This window comes from Prevotella sp. (assembly GCF_036570325.1).
Taxonomy (GTDB): domain Bacteria; phylum Bacteroidota; class Bacteroidia; order Bacteroidales; family Bacteroidaceae; genus Prevotella.
In genome coordinates, this window is the sequence record NZ_DATCYK010000101.1 from 1 (window position 1) to 17,767 (window position 17,767).

Genomic DNA, 17,767 nt, shown 5'->3' on the forward strand with positions numbered 1-17,767 from the left:
TTGGTGGGCATGGACGACACCATCGAGATATGGAGTACCGCCGAAATGGCTAAACAGTCATTGCCCGGCGATGAGTTTGAGAAAGCCATCAACGACATGATGGGCTGCCAATACTAACCCGCAGCTAACGCAAAATCACAAATAACAGCCAAGGATAATCGCACGGCTAACATCAAGATAATGGTAAAAACAGCAGAAGTTTATCACGTTCCGGTACTCCTCCGTGAGAGTGTGGACGGGCTCAACATCAAGCCCGGCGGCATTTACGTCGACGTTACTTTCGGCGGCGGTGGCCACTCGCGTGAGATATTGTCACGCCTCGACACCGACGCACGCCTATTCAGCTTCGACCAAGACGCCGACGCCGAGCGTAATTTAAGCATGGGGATGGCAAACGATGGGGCAAATGAATCTTCATCTGCCGATCCCTCAACTCCTCATCCCCTCACCTCCTCACCCCAAAACTTCACCTTCGTGCGCTCCAACTTCCGCTATCTGAAAAATTGGATGCGCTATTACGGCGTTGACCATATCGACGGATTGCTGGCCGACTTAGGCGTATCGAGCCATCATTTCGATGATGAGACGCGAGGGTTCTCGTTCCGTTTCGACGCCCCACTCGACATGCGGATGAACAAGCGTGCCGGAGTGACCGCCGCGGAAATCGTCAATAACTACCGGGAGGAGGCTTTGGCCGACTTGTTCTACCTATATGGAGAACTGAAGAACGCCCGTCAGGTGGCCTCGGCGCTCGTAAAGGCCCGTGCCGAAAAGCCCATACAGACCACCCAAGAATTCATTCACGCCGTGGAACCGCTCTTCAGGCGTGAGCGTGAGAAGAAGGAAATGGCCAAACTTTTCCAAGCGTTGCGCATCGAGGTCAACCATGAGATGGAGGCATTGAAGGAAATGTTGCTTGGCGCCACCCAACTCTTGGCACCCGGCGGCCGCCTTTCCGTCATCACCTATCACTCCTTGGAGGACCGCATCGTGAAGAACATCATGAAGACGGGCAACGCGGAGGGAAAGATAGAGCAGGACTTCTTCGGCCGCTTCGACACCCCTTACCGCCTTGTCAACAACAAGGTAATCGTGCCCAACGCCGATGAACAGCAGCTCAACCCACGCAGCCGAAGCGCCAAGCTCCGCATAGCCGAAAAGAAATAAACGATGATGGAAGAAACCAAAAAGGTCGAAGATATAGTCGACGACAAACCAAAAGAGGAAGCCCCCACGCTCAAGGAGGTGCTCATAGAGCAGGCCACGGAGGACGAAGCCCCCGCGTCGTCTAAGTTCACGCTTAGGAAAGTGCTGGGTGGCGACATCCTTTCGACCCAGACAATCCGCAATCAGATATGGGTAATATTGCTCATTGCCTTCTTCCTGATTATCTACATAGCCAACCGCTACAGCATTCAGAAAGATCTACTCGAGATAGACCGCCTCAACACCGAGCTGCAAGACGCCAAGTACAAGGCCTTGTCGAGCAGCAGCAAACTGACCGAGATAAGTCGTGAGAGCCATGTGCTCGACATGTTGAAGAACAATAAGGACAGCGTGCTAAAGATTCCCAACCAGCCTCCTTACATCATCAACATACCCGAGAAATAAGGCAGACAGAGAGTCATCAACACAACTCATCACCATCTTATCTTAGCAACAAAGAGAGTCATCGCCTCATCTTACCGTCCTTTCATCGGATAAAAATTTTACAACATCCGCCCCATAGGCAAATTAATAATAACATTCAACGGGATTACCCCTCCCAATAGCAGCTATTCAACCAGTGCCCCATGAGCAAGTTTGACCATCATAAAATCATGCCTCGCTACAGTGCTTTCGCGCTGTTGATGACCCTTGTGGCTATCGCCGTTGTGGGTAAAATGCTTTATATCATGACGGCCAAGCACGATTATTGGATGGCCGTGGCCGACAGAGTGAAGAAAGACAGCGTCGACATCAAGCCCACCCGAGGCAACATCCTAAGCTGCGATGGCAATCTTATGGCCAGCAGCCTGCCCGAGTTCAAGGTGTTTATGGACTTCCAAGCCCTTCACGACGCCGAGAACGACTCGCTTTGGGAAGCCAAGATCGACTCTATCAGCATGGGGCTCAACCGCATTTTCCCCGAAATGTCGGCCAAGGCGTTCCGCACTCACTTGGAAGAAGGCAAGAAACAACGCAAGCGCCATTGGCCCATTTGGCCCAAGCGTATCGACTATAACACCTTTACCGAGATTAGAGACCTGCCCGTTTTCAACCTTTCGGCCTACCGCAGCGGTTTCCATTTTGAGGAGAACAATGCCCGCAAACGGTCCTACGGTTCATTGGCCAGCCGCACCATCGGAGCCATGTACGGCGCCAAGGACGCGGCACGATTCGGCTTGGAGCTTTCTTACGACTCCATCCTGCGTGGCACCAACGGTATCATTCATCGCCGCAAGGTGCTCAATAAGTTCCTTGACATCATGGATACGCCACCCGTCGACGGCGCCGACATCGTGACAACCATCGACGTGGGCATGCAGGATTTGGCCGAGCGGTCGCTCATCGAAGAGCTGAAACTCATCAATGGCAACGTAGGTGTGGCCATTGTCATGGAGGTGGCGACGGGCGACGTGAAAGCCATTGTCAACATGGAGAAGTGCGTTGACGGCGAATATCGGGAAATCCATAACCACGCCGTGAGCGACTTGCTCGAGCCGGGCTCCGTTTTCAAGACGGCATCTATCATGGTGGCGCTCGACGATGGCGTGGTCGACACGACTTATAAGGTAGAGACGGCCGGTGGCGTGTGGCCCATGTATGGCCGCGAAATGAAGGACCACAACTGGCGGCGCGGCGGTTACGGACTGCTTACGCTGCCCCAAACACTGATGGTCAGCTCCAATATCGGTGTCAGCCGCATTATAGACGACCACTACCGCGCCAATCCCGAGAAATTCGTACGAGGCATTTACCGCACCGGACTGGCCGACAACCTCCATATACCCTTGGTAGGTGCCACGCCGGCCCGCATTCGTATGCCCAAGAAAAACAGCCGGGGCCAATGGCTCAATTGGAGTTCCACGGCCCTGCCATGGATGAGTATCGGCTACGAAACGCAGATTCCACCTATCTCAACCCTCACATTCTATAACGCCATCGCCAACAACGGCAAGATGATGCGGCCCCGCTTCGTGAAGCAGGTGGTAAAGAACGGGGAGGTACTCATGGACTTCCCCCCGCAGGTAATGCGTGAGCGTATCTGTAAAGAGAAGACTTTGAAGGAAATACAGCGCATACTCGACCGTGTGGTCAGCGAAGGTTTGGGTCACAAAGCAGGCTCCCCATCGTTCCGGGTGGCCGGAAAGACGGGTACGGCACAGATGTCGAAAGGCGCACAAGGCTATAAGAACGGTGTCACCAACTACCTACTGAGCTTTGCGGGCTACTTCCCTGACGACAATCCCCGCTACAGTTGCATTGTCTGCATACAGAAATCGGGCCTCCCGGCCTCGGGTGGCGGTATGAGCGGTGTCGTGTTCCACAACATCGCCGAGGGCATTATGGCCCAAAGTTTGAAGCTCGACGTGAGAGACGCCCGCGACTCTTCCTCCATCTTCGTGCCTCGGGTGAAGGGTGGCAACATGCTGGCCGCCGACTACGTACTGTCCCATTTGGGTATCAATACGAACAAGAACTGGTCGGGAAGCTACACCGACGGCAACCCCATTTGGGGAAAGGCCGCGTCACAACATAAGACCGTGACCCTACAACGGGAGAAGATACACAACCGTAAGCAAGTGCCCGACGTGACAGGCATGGGTGCCCGTGACGCCGTTTTCCTGCTGGAAAGTCGTGGCGTGAAAGCCTTGATCAAAGGCAGGGGCCACGTGGTCAAGCAAAGTCAGCAACCCGGAAAGACCATCTACAAGGGAATGAAATGCCTGCTGGTGCTGGAATAAAAAGTCAACATTTAAAAAACAAGATACGTATGAGATTAAGCGAAGTGCTTAAAAACATGAAGCCCCTGCAAGTCATAGGCGACATGGATGTAGAGATTTGCGGTGTCAACATCGATTCACGCCGCATAGAGAAAGGCCATCTCTTCATCGCCATGAAGGGAACGGTGGTCGATGGGCATAAATTCATCGACAAAGCCATAGAGCTGGGGGCGCAAGCCATCCTCTGTGAAGACATGCCTCAGACATGCGCGGACGGCGTTACCTATATTCAGGTAGACGCTACGGAAGACGCCGCAGGCAAGGCCGCGACGGCTTTCTATGGCTATCCATCGACCAAACTGACATTGGTGGGCGTAACCGGAACCAACGGAAAGACCACTATTGCCACCTTATTATATAATATGTTCCGCAAGATGGGACACAAATGTGGGCTGCTCTCTACCGTTTGCAACTACATAGAGGACGAGGCCATACCGGCTGATCACACCACGCCCGACCCCATAGAGCTGAACAGATTGCTGGCCCGCATGGTGGAAGCAGGCTGCGAGTATGCCTTCATGGAATGCTCAAGCCACGCCATCGCGCAGAAACGTATCAGCGGACTGACCTTTGCCGGCGGTCTTTTCACGAACCTCACACGTGACCATTTGGATTATCACAAGACATTTGAGAACTACCGCGACGCCAAAAAAGCATTTTTCGACAGCCTGCCGAAGGGCGCTTTTGCCATTACCAATGCCGACGACAAGAACGGCATGGTGATGGTGCAAAACACCAAGGCCACCGTGAAGACTTACTCCACCCGCAGCATGGCCGACTTCAAGGCACGTATCATAGAGTGTCATTTTGAAGGTATGTATCTCGACATCGACAATCACGAGGTGGGCGTTCAGTTCATTGGCAAGTTCAACGTGAGCAACCTGCTGGCCGTATATGGCGCAGCCATCATGTTGGGCAAGCAACCCGAGGATGTATTACTCGCCATGAGCACGCTCCATAGCGTGAGCGGACGCCTCGAGCCGATACACTCTCCCGAAGGTTATACGGCCATCGTGGACTATGCCCACACGCCCGACGCCTTGGAGAACGTGCTCAACGCCATCCACGAAGTGCTCAACGGCAAGGGCCATGTCATCACCGTGTGTGGCGCCGGCGGCAATCGTGACAAGGGAAAGCGACCACTCATGGCCCAAGAAGCCGTGAAGCAGAGCGATAAAGTCATCATAACGAGCGACAATCCCCGCTTTGAGGAACCGCAGGACATCATCAACGACATGCTGGCAGGGCTCAACGCGCAACAAATGAAGAAGGTTATCAGTATCGCAGACCGCAAAGAAGCCATCCGAACGGCCTGTATGATGGCCCGGAAGGGCGACGTTATCCTCATCGCCGGCAAAGGACATGAGGATTATCAGGAAATAAAAGGCGTGAAACACCACTTTGATGACAAAGAGGTGGTTAGAGAAGTGTTCAATGCCTAAATAGAAGTGACGGCCGAAAGGCCACTAAAATATAGAAAACATGTTATACTATCTGTTTAGATTTCTCGACCAGTTTGACATTCCCGGGTCACACATGTGGCAGTACATTTCGTTCAGAGCACTGCTCACCCTGATTCTGTCACTCGTCATTTCCGCATGGTTTGGTGAACGTTTCATCAAGTTCATGAAGCGGAGAAACATTTCGGAGACACAGCGCGATGCCTCTATCGACCCATTTGGAACGCAGAAGAAAGGCGTGCCAACTATGGGTGGTATCATCTTTATCGTAGCCATTTTGGTGCCGGTAGTGCTGTTGGGTCGTATGCGCAACACCTACCTGCTGCTCATGATTGTCACAACCGTATGGCTGGGCTTCCTCGGTTTCTTGGACGATTACATCAAAATATTCAAGAAAAACAAGGATGGACTGAAAGGAAAGTACAAGATTGTGGGTCAGGTGACCATCGGTCTCATCGTGGGACTGACACTTTGGGCCAGCCCCGACGCCAAAATCAACCTCAACATTGAGACCCAACGCCAAGGCCAAGAAACGGTAGTGACCCATAAATCGGAAGCCGTGAAATCGCTGAAGACAACGATTCCCTTCGTGAAGAACCATAATTTGGACTATTCACAACTGATGTCGTTCTGCGGAAAATACAAAACGGCGGCCGGATGGATACTGTTCGTTGTCATGACTATCCTCGTTGTGACAGCCGTATCGAATGGAGCCAACCTCAACGACGGCATGGATGGCATGTGCGCGGGCAACGCGGCGATAGTGGGAGTGGCGTTAGGCATATTGGCCTACGTGTCGAGTCACATCGAATTCGCGGCCTACCTGAACATCATGTACATCCCCGGGTCGCAGGAATTGGTGGTATTCCTCTGTGCCTTTATCGGCGCCATGATTGGTTTCTTATGGTATAACGCCTATCCCGCGCAAGTGTTCATGGGCGACACGGGGTCGCTCACAATCGGCGGTATCATCGGTGTTTGTGCCGTGATTATCCACAAAGAGCTGTTGCTGCCTATCCTTTGTGGCATATTCTTCGTGGAAAGTCTGAGTGTCATCATACAGTCTACCTACTTCAAATACCGCAAACGCAAGGGTGAGCGGGTACGTGTGTTCAGGGCGGCGCCTATCCACGACAACTTCCGCAAGCTCGACTCACAGCTCGACCCCACCAGCCGCTACGTACTGAAAGGCTGGCCTAAACGTCAGTTTCATGAGTCGAAGATAACGGTAAGGTTCTGGATTACGACCATCATCCTATCAGCCCTGACCATCATCACGCTGAAGATGAGATAAAGAAGCTATATAGACAACTTGGGATAAAGGAATTAAAAGATGAAAAGAATCGTTGTATTAGGAGCTGCTGAAAGTGGTGCCGGCGCCGCGGTGCTGGCCAAGAAAGAAGGCTTTGACGTGTTTGTTTCGGACATGTCGGCCATCAAGGACAAATACAAGAAACTGTTGGATGACCACGCCATCGAATGGGAAGAGGGCCATCACACCGAAGACAAGATATTGAATGCCGACGAGGTTATCAAAAGCCCGGGCATTCCTGACGAGGCTCCCATGATCAGGAAGATTATGGAAAAGGGCATTCCCGTCATCAGTGAGATAGAATTCGCCGGCCGATACACCAATGCCAAGATGGTTTGCATAACGGGTAGCAATGGTAAGACGACGACTACATCGCTGATTTACCACATCTTCAAGGCGGCCGGTTACGACGCGGGATTGGCCGGGAATATCGGTAGGAGCTTAGCGTTACAAGTAGCCGAGGACCCACATGAGTACTATATCATCGAGTTGAGCAGCTTCCAACTGGATAATATGTATCATTTCCGTGCCAACATCGCCATTCTGCTCAACATCACGCCTGACCACTTAGACCGCTACGACAACAAGTTCGAAAACTACGCGGCAGCGAAAATGCGCATCATTCAGAACCAAACGGCCGATGACAGCTTTATTTATTGGAACGATGATCCCGTTATCAAGGAGGCATTAACGAAATATGACATCAAGGCCACGCAGTACCCATTCTCCGAATTCAAGGAAAATGGGGCTATAGGCTACATAGAGGATGGACTATACACGATAGAGAGGCCTACGCTTTTCAACATGGAGCAGGACGAACTTTCACTCACGGGCAAGCATAACATCTATAACAGCTTGGCCGCAGGTATTGCCGCCAACATCGCCGGTATCAATAAAGAGGTGATAAAGCAGAGCCTCGGCGACTTCCCGGGTGTGGAACACCGACTGGAAAAGGTATGTAAGGTCGGTGACGTGCAGTACATCAACGACTCGAAAGCCACCAACGTAGACGCCTGCTGGTATGCGTTGGAAAGCATGAAAACGCCCACGATTCTTATTCTTGGTGGCAAAGACAAAGGCAATGACTACGAACCTATCAAGCCACTCATCAAGGAAAAATGCACAGCCTTGGTGTACTTGGGGGCTGACAATCAAAAATTACACGATAACTTTGACGCACTGGGCATTACCATACGCGACACCCACAGCATGAAAGATTGCGTGGCAGCTTGCCATGAATTGGCCCGTCCCGGCGACACGGTACTGCTCAGCCCTTGCTGCGCCAGCTTCGATTTGTTCAAGAACATGGAAGATAGGGGCGAACAATTCAAGACTTTGGTAGGAAATCTGTAAAGAAAAACCGTCATGAACACAACACTTGGAAACGTCTTTAAGGGCGACAAGGTGATTTGGATGATATTTTTCTTCCTATGTATCATCAGTGTGGTTGAGGTGTTCTCGGCCTCATCGGAGCTGACTTACAAAGGAGGAAGCTACTGGGCACCCATGTTGAAGCACTTCGGCATTCTGCTGATGGGCGTATTCTCCATGGTTGTAACGCTGAACATCCAATGCCGATACTTCAAGATTATGACGCCCTTTCTGCTCATTATCTCTGTTGCCACCCTGCTATGGGTAGTGGTGGCCGGCAACGCCACTAACGGTGCGCAACGATGGATCAGCTTTTTCGGCATGCAGTTTCAGCCTTCGGAAATAGCCAAAGGCACGCTGGTATTGGCTACGGCGCAGATATTGAGTGCCATGCAGACGGAGAAAGGCGCCGACAAACATGCCTTTAAATACATTTTATGGACTTCTATACCCATCTTATTGCTCATTGTTCGTGAGAACTTCTCTACCGCCGTGTTGCTGGGAGCGGTCATTATCATGATGATGATTATAGGCCGCGTGCCCATGAAACTCATCGGAATACTCATGGGAATATTGATGGTTATCTTGCTGGCCTTCCTTTCTTTTATCATGCTGGCAGGACATGAACAGCCTACAACCGATACCGGTAAGAACCTGACGGAGCAAACCGCACAAGCCAAAATAGCGGAAGAAGAGGACGATGATGGTGTTTTCAGTTCGCTCTTCCACCGTGCCGACACATGGAAAGGGCGTATCATTAAATTCGTTAACCAAAAGGAAATAACGCCGGCAGAGGTGGATTTGGATAAAGATGCGCAGGTAGCACATGCCAATATCGCCATAGCCTCATCACGGATTATCGGGAAAGGCCCGGGAAACTCTGAGGAGCGCGACTTCCTTTCACAGGCTTTCTCCGACTTCATCTATGCCATCATCATTGAGGAACTGGGCATTAGCGGCGCCATTTTTGTAGCTTTGCTCTACATCATCCTGCTGTTCAGAACCGGAAGTATCGCTACCCGATGTGAGAATAACTTCCCTGCTTTCTTGGCTATGGGCCTTGCCCTGCTGCTGGTAACGCAGGCATTATTCAACATGTGCGTGGCCGTGGGATTGGTGCCCGTGACCGGACAGCCGCTTCCTTTGATTAGTAAAGGTGGTACTTCCACGATGATCAACTGTATATATATAGGTGTCATTTTAAGCGTAAGCCGCTCGGCGAAAAAGAAGAAAGAAACGGAGACGCAACAAAGCCTTCAAGGTATCTATTAAACTAACTCACAGTCAACGGAATAAAAAACATGCAAAATGGATTAAAAAAGATTTTTTTGATTACTTTTGCAATATAGATAAGAAAATCAAATGGATAAGGAATTAAGGATTATCATTAGCGGTGGAGGGACCGGTGGTCACATCTTTCCGGCCATTTCCATAGCCAATGCCATTAAAGCCAAGCGCCCCGATGCGAAGATTCTCTTCGTTGGAGCTTTGGGAAGAATGGAAATGCAGCGTGTTCCTGCCGCAGGATATGAAATTAAAGGCCTGCCTATATGTGGATTTGACCGCAAACATCTCCTGAAAAACTTCAGCGTTATCCTCAAAATATGGAAGAGCCAACGCATGGCAAAACGTATTATCAAGGATTTCAAGCCCATGGCTGCCGTTGGCGTAGGAGGCTATGCCAGTGGCCCGACGCTCAATGTTTGCGCGGACAAAGGTGTGCCCTGCCTGATACAAGAGCAGAACTCGTATGCCGGTGTCACCAATAAGCTCTTGGCAAAAAAGGCTTCTGTCATCTGTGTCGCTTATGAAGGAATGGAGCGCTTCTTCCCTTCCGACAAGATAGTGATAACCGGTAATCCGGTAAGACAGAACGTATTAAACGCTACGGTCAGCAAAGAAGAAGCCCGCAAGCAATGGGGCTTGGATCCCGATAAGAAGACTGTATTATTAATAGGTGGCAGTCTTGGCGCTCGCACCATCAATGACAGCGTCATCAATCATTTGCAAGAAATCGCCGATAGTGATGTGCAATTCATTTGGCAAACGGGTAAATACTACCTCGAAGAAATGAAAGAACGAGTTGAAAAACTCGGAAAGCCGGGTAATCTGATTATTACCGACTTCATAGCCGATATGGGTGCCACCTACAAAGCGGCCGATTTGGTCATCAGCCGTGCGGGAGCCAGCAGCATATCAGAGTTCTGCCTGATAGGCAAACCGGTTATATTGGTCCCCAGCCCCAACGTAGCGGAAGACCACCAGACAAAGAATGCCATGGCATTGGTCAATAAGGACGCGGCGGTTTACGTGAAAGACACGGAAGCCGCGGACGTTCTTATCCATCAGGCTTTGACAATTGTCAAAGATGATAACAAATTACAGAACCTCAGTGACAACATCCTTAAATTAGGATATAAAGACTCTGCCGACATCATTGCCGACAAAGTCATCAAGTTAGCAACCCAATCAAAATGGAAATAAAAGACATTAAAGCTGTATATTTCATAGGAGCAGGTGGCATTGGCATGAGTGCCATTGCCCGATATTTTATCAATAAAGGTGTGGTAGTAGCCGGGTATGACAAGACACCCTCTGACTTGACCCGCCAATTGGAAAAAGAAGGAATGCTCATTCACTATGAAGAAAACTGTGAAGAGATTCCGCAGGCATGCCGCAACAAGAGCACTTGCTTGGTCATTTACACACCCGCTGTCCCTGAAACGCACCAAGAGCTTGTCTATTTCCGTGAGAATGGATTTGAAATAGAGAAACGAGCGCAGGTGCTCGGCACATTAACTCGCACGCACAAAGGACTTTGTGTGGCCGGCACACACGGCAAGACAACGACCTCTACCATGTGCGCGCACATCATACATCAAAGTCATGTCGACTGCAACGCGTTCTTGGGTGGCATTTCAAAGAACTATGGAACCAATTACATCTTATCCGACAGCAGTGAATATGTAGTCATAGAGGCTGACGAATTCGACCGCTCATTTCATTGGCTCCGCCCATGGATAAGCGTCATCACGTCTACCGACCCCGACCACTTGGATATTTATGGAACCAAGGAAGCCTATTTGGAGAGCTTCCACCACTACACTACCCTGATACAACCGGGCGGAGCGCTGATTTTACGCAAAGATTTGGAAATGCGGCAAGAGGTCGCGGAGGGTGTCAAAGTGTATGAATATAGTTTGAATGAGGGCGACTTTCATGCGGAAAACATTCAAATCAAGAATGGCGAAATAACCTTTGACTTTATTTCTCCCATTGAAAATATCGCAAACATAGAGCTTGGTCAACCCGTTCCCATCAATATTGAAAACGGCATAGCGGCAATGGCAATGGCTCAATTGAGCGGTTGCACCGCTGAAGAACTACGCTATGGAATGAAGACATACGGAGGAGTGGACCGCCGTTTTGACTTTAAGATAAAGAACGACAAGCATGTTTTTCTTTCCGATTATGCCCACCATCCCAAGGAAATATACCAAAGTGCCAAGAGCATGAGGGAGCTGTACCAAGACCGAAAGATTACCGCTATTTTCCAACCCCATCTTTTTACTCGTACTCGTGACTTCTATCAGGACTTTGCCGATGCGCTAAGTCTATTGGATGAAGTCATCTTATGCGACATCTACCCGGCCCGCGAACAGCCTATTCCCGGCGTCACGAGCCAATTAATATATGACAACTTGAAACCCGGCGTGAAAAAACAGATGATCCACAAAGAAGATGTAATCGACTTGGTTAAGAGCCGTGACTTTGACGTGCTGATAGTCTTAGGGGCCGGAGATTTGGATAATTACGTACCGCAAATAGCCAAGATTATCGAAAATAAATGAGATTGAATTGGAAAAAGACGATAACCGCGACACTTGACGTGTTGTTGGCAGGGTATCTCATTTTAGCTTTCACCGAGTTTAACAAGCCCGATGAAACAAAGAATGTGTGCACCAAGGTTACCATCAATATCCAAGACGAGGCTACAAACGGATTCATCAACACGCAGGAAATAAAACATCGACTCGAGGCCAATAACCTCTATCCCCTCGAAAAGCCCATGCGCTATGTCGACGCACGGAAAATTGAGGAAATGCTAAAGTCGAGTCCATTCGTCAAGACCGCCGAATGCTTCAAGACACAAGACGGCCGCGTATGTATCTTACTTACGCAACGAATGCCCGTGGTCAGAATAAAAGCCGTCCAAGGGGACGACTATTATGTGGATGATAACGATTGCATCATGCCCAATTCTCACTATACGTCCGACCTGATCATTGCCACCGGCCACATCACAAAATGGTTTGCCATGAATTATATCTCCCCCATGAGCAAAGCGATTATGGACGATAACCTTTGGAAAAATCAAATAGAGCAAATCAATGTACTACCCGACCGCTCCGTGGAGTTAGTCCCCCGCGTGGGTGATCAGATTATTCATATAGGCAGACTTCCTGAAAGTAAATTCAAAAAGGAGCGAAGCAAACTTGTCAATGAATTCATTGACAAGAAGCTGACACGCTTGGAGAACTTCTATAAATATGGACTCTCACAAGCCGGTTGGAACAAATACTCCCACATCAACTTAGAATTTGACAATCAGATTATCTGTAAAAGAAGAAAAGAGTTATAACTTATCAATCAAGACTAAGACATAAAATAAATAAAGTATGGCAGAATTTATTGTAGCTATCGAACTGGGATCCACTAAGATTTCAGGCATTGCAGGAAAGAAGAATCTCGACGGAAGTATCACCGTACTGGCAGTAGTCGAGGAAGATTCCACCTCCTGTATCAGAAAAGGCGTGGTATATAACGTCGACAAGACGGTGCAGTGTCTGTCAAATATCATGCAGAAACTGAAAAACATCCTCAAGACCAACATCAATCATGTCTACGTAGGCGTGGGCGGACAGTCCATTTTGAGTGTGAAGAATGTCATCACCAAAGAACTTCCCGCCGACACGATCGTCTCGCAAGACATGATCAACGAGTTGATGGACTCTAACCGCAGCATGCCCTACACGGACCAAGAAATCCTTGACTCTGCCACTCAAGAATACAAAGTTGACGCCCAATATCAACTCGACCCGGTAGGTATTCAGAGCAACCACTTGGAAGGTAACTTCCTCAACATCCTTTGGGCAAAATCCTTCTACCGCAATCTTAACAAATGCTTCGACCAAGCCGGCATTGCCATTGCCGAAATGTACCTCGCGCCCTTGGCCATGGCCGACAGCGTGCTTACCGAAGCCGAGAAAAGAGCCGGCTGCGTATTGGTCGACCTCGGTTCGGGAACGACAACCGTATCCGTATATTACAAGAACATTCTTCGCCATCTGGCGGTCATCCCCTTGGGTGGTGACAACATCACGAAGGACATCGCCTCGTTTCAAATGGAGGAGACCGTGGCCGAGCAAATGAAGCTGAAATACGCCAGCGCATACACTCCCAACAACGAGATTGACAACACGCTCATGCTTCCCATCGACCAAGATAGGAAGATAGAAAGCCGCAAGTTTATCGACATCGTTGAGGGCCGCGTGGAAGAAATCATCGAGAACGCGTGGTTCCAAGTACCCAACGAATACGCCGACAAGCTCTTGGGAGGAATCATTCTGACCGGTGCTGGCTCAAACATGAAGAATATCGACATCGCCTTCCGCAACCATACGCACATCGACAAGATTCGTATAGCCAAGTTCGTGACCCAAACCATCAACACCACCAGCGAGGAAATCAATCGCCACAACAGCGATATGAACACCCTGCTCGGCTTGTTGGCCAAGGGCGACATGAACTGTGCCGGCCCCGAAATCACCAATGACCTCTTCAGCGCGGGCGACCCCGTAGCCCCGGCAGCCGGCAATCCCGATCCCCACACCACACCCCGACCCTTCAGCGAGGTAGCAGGCAGCGGCGTAGTACGCACCGAAGCCGAAAAGCTCAAGGCCGAGGAAGAGCTTCGTAAGAAGAAAGAAGCCGAGGAAGAGGCCGCCCGCATAGAGCAGGAAAAGCGGGAAGCAGAAGAGGAAGCCCGCCGAAAGGAGAACAGCTTTTGGCACAAACTCTTCAAGAAAGCCAAGGACTTTGGCGATCAAATGCTGAAAGAAGAAGAATAAACAACATCAAATGAATTTAGAAATATGCCAAACCCTATAGTTGATTTCGGAGAACCGGACAAAGAGAAAAGTATTATCAAAGTCATCGGTGTTGGTGGCGGCGGCGGCAATGCCGTAAACCACATGTATCGCGAAGGTATCCATGACGTTACTTTCGTGCTGTGTAACACGGACAATCAGGCACTCAACGACTCGCCTGTGCCCGTTCATCTGCAATTAGGAAAGGAAGGACTCGGCGCCGGAAACAAGCCCGAGAAAGCCCGCCAAGCGGCCGAGGAGAGCCTCTCCGACCTGAAAAACATGCTCAGCGACGGCACTCGCATGGCCTTTATCACCGCCGGTATGGGCGGTGGAACGGGCACCGGAGCCGCTCCCGTCATAGCTCGTGTATCCAAGGAGCTGGGCATTCTGACCGTCGGAATCGTCACCATTCCCTTCCGTTTTGAAGGAGAGCGCAAGATAGACCAAGCCCTCGACGGCGTGGAAGAAATGGCCAAGCACGTCGACGCCTTGTTAGTCATCAATAATGAGCGGCTCCGTGAGATTTATCCGGAGCTGTCCCTGCTCAACGCTTTCGCCAAAGCCGACGACACCCTCAGCATTGCGGCCAAGAGCATTGCCGAGATTATCACCACGCATGGACTGATGAACCTCGACTTCAACGACGTTAAGACCGTGTTGAAGGACGGCGGCGTGGCCATCATGAGTACCGGTTACGGCGAAGGCGACGGCCGTGTGAAAGCCGCCATCGAGGATGCGCTCAACTCACCGCTGCTCAACGACAACGACGTTTACAACTCCAAGAAGATTCTTCTCAGCATAGCTTTCAACAGCGAAAAGGGCGACGAGGGTCTCATGATGGACGAAATGAACGACGTCAACGACTTCATGGCGAAGTTCGACAGCAACTTTGAAATCAAATGGGGTGTCGCCATCGACCCCGAACTCGGCAAGAAAGTCAAGGTAACCATCCTTGCCACCGGCTTCGGAATAGAGGACGTAGACGGCATGCACAACCATTTGGGACGCAAATACTCGCAGGAAGAGGCCGACCGCATAGCCCGTGAGCAAGAGAAGGCGGCCGTAAGACAAGAGCGCCGCCAGCACTATTACGGTCGCGACAGCGGCAACAACCAATACAAGCGCCGCCCGCAGATTTATCTCTTCCAGCCCGATGACCTCAACAACGAGGACGTTATCTTGGCCATAGAGAACACGCCGACCTACAAACGCACCCGCCAACAGCTTGAGGACATCCGTAAACAAGCCTCCGGCAAGCCCGTCAAAGAAGATAACGACGCCAACAATCCCCCCGTACAAGGCGTGATTTCCTTCGCTTAGGCAAGACCCATCGCCCGGCTTCTATTACGAATCATACGAACGGTTCCCATCAAACGGCCCCTTCGTATGATTCGTTTTTTATGGCTATCAACAACTAAAAATAGCCCGCCTTGCCCAAAGCCTCTTTCTCAAAGCTACCCTTTCACCCGCCAAAAGGGCTGCTATCACTCCACCAAAAGCCCCCTTTCATCGGGCCAAAGGCCCGCTTTGGCGCAGCCATCGGACGGGTCTGACCAGTCGGACTACTCCAACCCGTCCGACAACAGCTACCGACCCATCCACCAACAAAAAACTTCCTACCCTCCAACCACCCTACTTTCATCCCATCATCACCCCTTCCTATCATCCTCACAACCACCCCCTCATCTCCTCATTCATGGCTTATTATTAATTATTTTCCTGCAAAATATCATCTATTTGTAAAATATTTTATATTAATTTGATAATTTTCTGCTTTATATTTGGTAACTAACAATATTTATTTTATTTTTGCATTAAAAGCTGACTAATCCAAACACTAACCTTTATTATAGTTATGCAGAAAACCTTAATCCTTACAGTATGCGCAATGCTGGCCGCCTCTTCGGCTAACACATTGGCGTATGCGGGCATTTCTACGCAGATTGTCCAGCAGCAACAAACCTGCCGAGGTGTCGTTAAAGACGCAAACGGAGAAATGATTATCGGAGCTACCGTAGTAGTGAAAGGTACCAAGAACGGCACCGTGACCGACCTTAACGGTAACTTTACCCTCTCTAACGTTTCTAAAGGAGCCATTCTTCAGGTGTCATACATAGGCTATGACCCGAAAGAAGTAACGTGGAACGGCAGCAATATGAACATTACGCTGACCGAGACCACCACCTCTCTTAACGAAGTTGTGGTAACCGGATATAGCGGTTCCATCATTCGTTCAAAGTTGACCAACTCTATTTCCAAGGTCAAGAGCGAGAACCTCACCACCGGTATGTTCTCCAATGCGGCCCAAGCATTGAGCGGTACCGTGGCCGGATTACGTGTCATACAGAATTCAGGTAACCCTAATGCCGCCCCGACCATCATTCTTCGTGGTGGTACCGACTATAACGGAACCGGCAGTCCGCTCATTGTGGTCGACGGAACCATCCGCGGCAGCATGAGCGACATCAACCCCAACGACATCGAGTCCATGGAAGTCATGAAGGACGCCGGGGCCACTGCCATCTACGGATCGCGTGCCAACAACGGTGTTATCCTCATTGTTACCAAGCAAGGAAAGCAAGGCAAGAGCACGATAAACTTCAATACCAAGCTCTCTTGGAACTACTTCCACAATCCGTATGAGTTCCTTGGCGCGCGCGACTACCTATATTATATGCGCCGTGCCTACCTCTTTGCCAGTCAGAAAGGTACCACCACGCTCGGTTCTTTGGGCGCCAACCAGCCTTTCGGCACCGGAAATGACTACAATGCCGACGGTAATAAGAGCGCGGCAGGTATCTGGGGCGTATATGCCAAGGAGAAACTGAGCGCCGAACTCTACAAAGAGTTGACCGCGAAAGGATGGCAAACCATGACCGACCCCGTAACGGGCAAGGAATTGGTGTTCACCGACAACAAGATGGAGGACTACAACATAAAGAGTCCCAGCTTCTCTCAAGACTACAACCTCAGCTTCAGTGGTGGTAACGACCGTGGTCACTACTACGCCGGCTTAGGCTTCAACAAAAGCGAGGGTAGCGCCATCAATAACTACAGCCGCCGCATTTCGGGACTGCTCAACGCCGATTACAAGATCAAGCCATGGTTTATCTCGACCAGCAACGTCAGCGTTAGCACCTCCAACCGGCAGGGTATATCGCCCTTCTCCGAGGAAGCCAACTACTTCTCACGCAACTTCTCTTACCCTCCCACGTTCAGAGCATACAATGCCAATGGCGAGTTGCTTCTTGGAAAGAACTCCGGCGACGGTAACCAACAGTTCCTTCAGAACGCTTTTACAGAAGATGATAATTGGCAGAAGTTCAACATAGCACAGAACTTCAGGTTCACTCCTATCAAGGACTTGCACATAGATTTCAAGGGAAATTGGTTCTATGAGTACTACTCTGATGAGTACATGTTCTATACTTACCTGCAATCTCCGAACTCTTACAATACTCGTCACAACTCAAGCGCAAAGACACA

13 protein-coding genes are annotated in these 17,767 nt (G+C 50.2%); all 13 read left to right on the forward strand.

The features are described from left to right. Positions 1-180 precede the first annotated feature (180 nt). Positions 181-1,167 carry a 16S rRNA (cytosine(1402)-N(4))-methyltransferase RsmH gene (gene rsmH, locus VIR50_RS09970; protein WP_331934979.1) on the forward strand — a complete coding sequence of 329 codons (987 nt, stop codon included), beginning with the start codon at positions 181-183 and terminating at the stop codon, positions 1,165-1,167. A 3-nt stretch (positions 1,168-1,170) separates the two neighbouring features. Further along, a complete protein-coding gene (locus tag VIR50_RS09975; protein WP_414703549.1) occupies positions 1,171-1,611 on the forward strand; it encodes an FtsL-like putative cell division protein in 441 nt (146 codons plus the stop codon). Between the two features lie 182 nt (positions 1,612-1,793). After that, positions 1,794-3,947 (forward strand): penicillin-binding protein, encoded by a 2,154-nt coding sequence (locus tag VIR50_RS09980; protein WP_331934980.1) that lies wholly within the window; start codon positions 1,794-1,796, stop codon positions 3,945-3,947. 29 nt (positions 3,948-3,976) lie between these two features. Then, on the forward strand, positions 3,977-5,428 hold the full coding sequence (locus VIR50_RS09985; RefSeq protein WP_331934981.1) for a UDP-N-acetylmuramoyl-L-alanyl-D-glutamate--2,6-diaminopimelate ligase: 1,452 nt from the start codon (positions 3,977-3,979) through the stop codon (positions 5,426-5,428). Positions 5,429-5,468: 40 nt separating this feature from the next. Continuing rightward, on the forward strand, positions 5,469-6,740 hold the full coding sequence (gene mraY, locus VIR50_RS09990; RefSeq protein ID WP_331934982.1) for a phospho-N-acetylmuramoyl-pentapeptide-transferase: 1,272 nt from the start codon (positions 5,469-5,471) through the stop codon (positions 6,738-6,740). Between the two features lie 39 nt (positions 6,741-6,779). After that, positions 6,780-8,111: a UDP-N-acetylmuramoyl-L-alanine--D-glutamate ligase gene (murD, locus tag VIR50_RS09995; RefSeq protein ID WP_331934983.1), complete on the forward strand. Its 1,332-nt coding sequence runs from the start codon at positions 6,780-6,782 to the stop codon at positions 8,109-8,111. A gap of 12 nt (positions 8,112-8,123) precedes the next feature. Further along, a complete protein-coding gene (locus tag VIR50_RS10000) occupies positions 8,124-9,401 on the forward strand; it encodes an FtsW/RodA/SpoVE family cell cycle protein (RefSeq protein ID WP_331934984.1) in 1,278 nt (425 codons plus the stop codon). A gap of 90 nt (positions 9,402-9,491) precedes the next feature. Continuing rightward, the gene (gene murG, locus VIR50_RS10005; RefSeq protein WP_331934985.1) at positions 9,492-10,613 is read left to right on the forward strand and encodes an undecaprenyldiphospho-muramoylpentapeptide beta-N-acetylglucosaminyltransferase; all 1,122 of its coding nucleotides are present in this window, start codon (positions 9,492-9,494) and stop codon (positions 10,611-10,613) included. Beyond that, positions 10,604-11,980: a UDP-N-acetylmuramate--L-alanine ligase gene (gene murC, locus VIR50_RS10010; protein ID WP_331934986.1), complete on the forward strand. Its 1,377-nt coding sequence runs from the start codon at positions 10,604-10,606 to the stop codon at positions 11,978-11,980. Before murG ends, murC begins: the two co-directional genes overlap by 10 nt. After that, positions 11,977-12,771, forward strand: coding sequence for a cell division protein FtsQ/DivIB (locus tag VIR50_RS10015; RefSeq protein ID WP_331934987.1), 795 nt, complete (start codon positions 11,977-11,979; stop codon positions 12,769-12,771). The genes murC and VIR50_RS10015 overlap by 4 nt, the downstream gene beginning before the upstream one ends. A gap of 37 nt (positions 12,772-12,808) precedes the next feature. Next, positions 12,809-14,260: a cell division protein FtsA gene (gene ftsA, locus VIR50_RS10020; RefSeq protein ID WP_331934988.1), complete on the forward strand. Its 1,452-nt coding sequence runs from the start codon at positions 12,809-12,811 to the stop codon at positions 14,258-14,260. A 24-nt stretch (positions 14,261-14,284) separates the two neighbouring features. Continuing rightward, entirely contained in the window at positions 14,285-15,601 is a 1,317-nt protein-coding gene (gene ftsZ, locus VIR50_RS10025) for a cell division protein FtsZ (RefSeq protein ID WP_331934989.1), read from the forward strand. A gap of 535 nt (positions 15,602-16,136) precedes the next feature. After that, positions 16,137-17,767 (forward strand): carboxypeptidase-like regulatory domain-containing protein (locus tag VIR50_RS10030; RefSeq protein WP_331934990.1); only part of this gene is annotated, 1,631 nt, incomplete at its 3' end.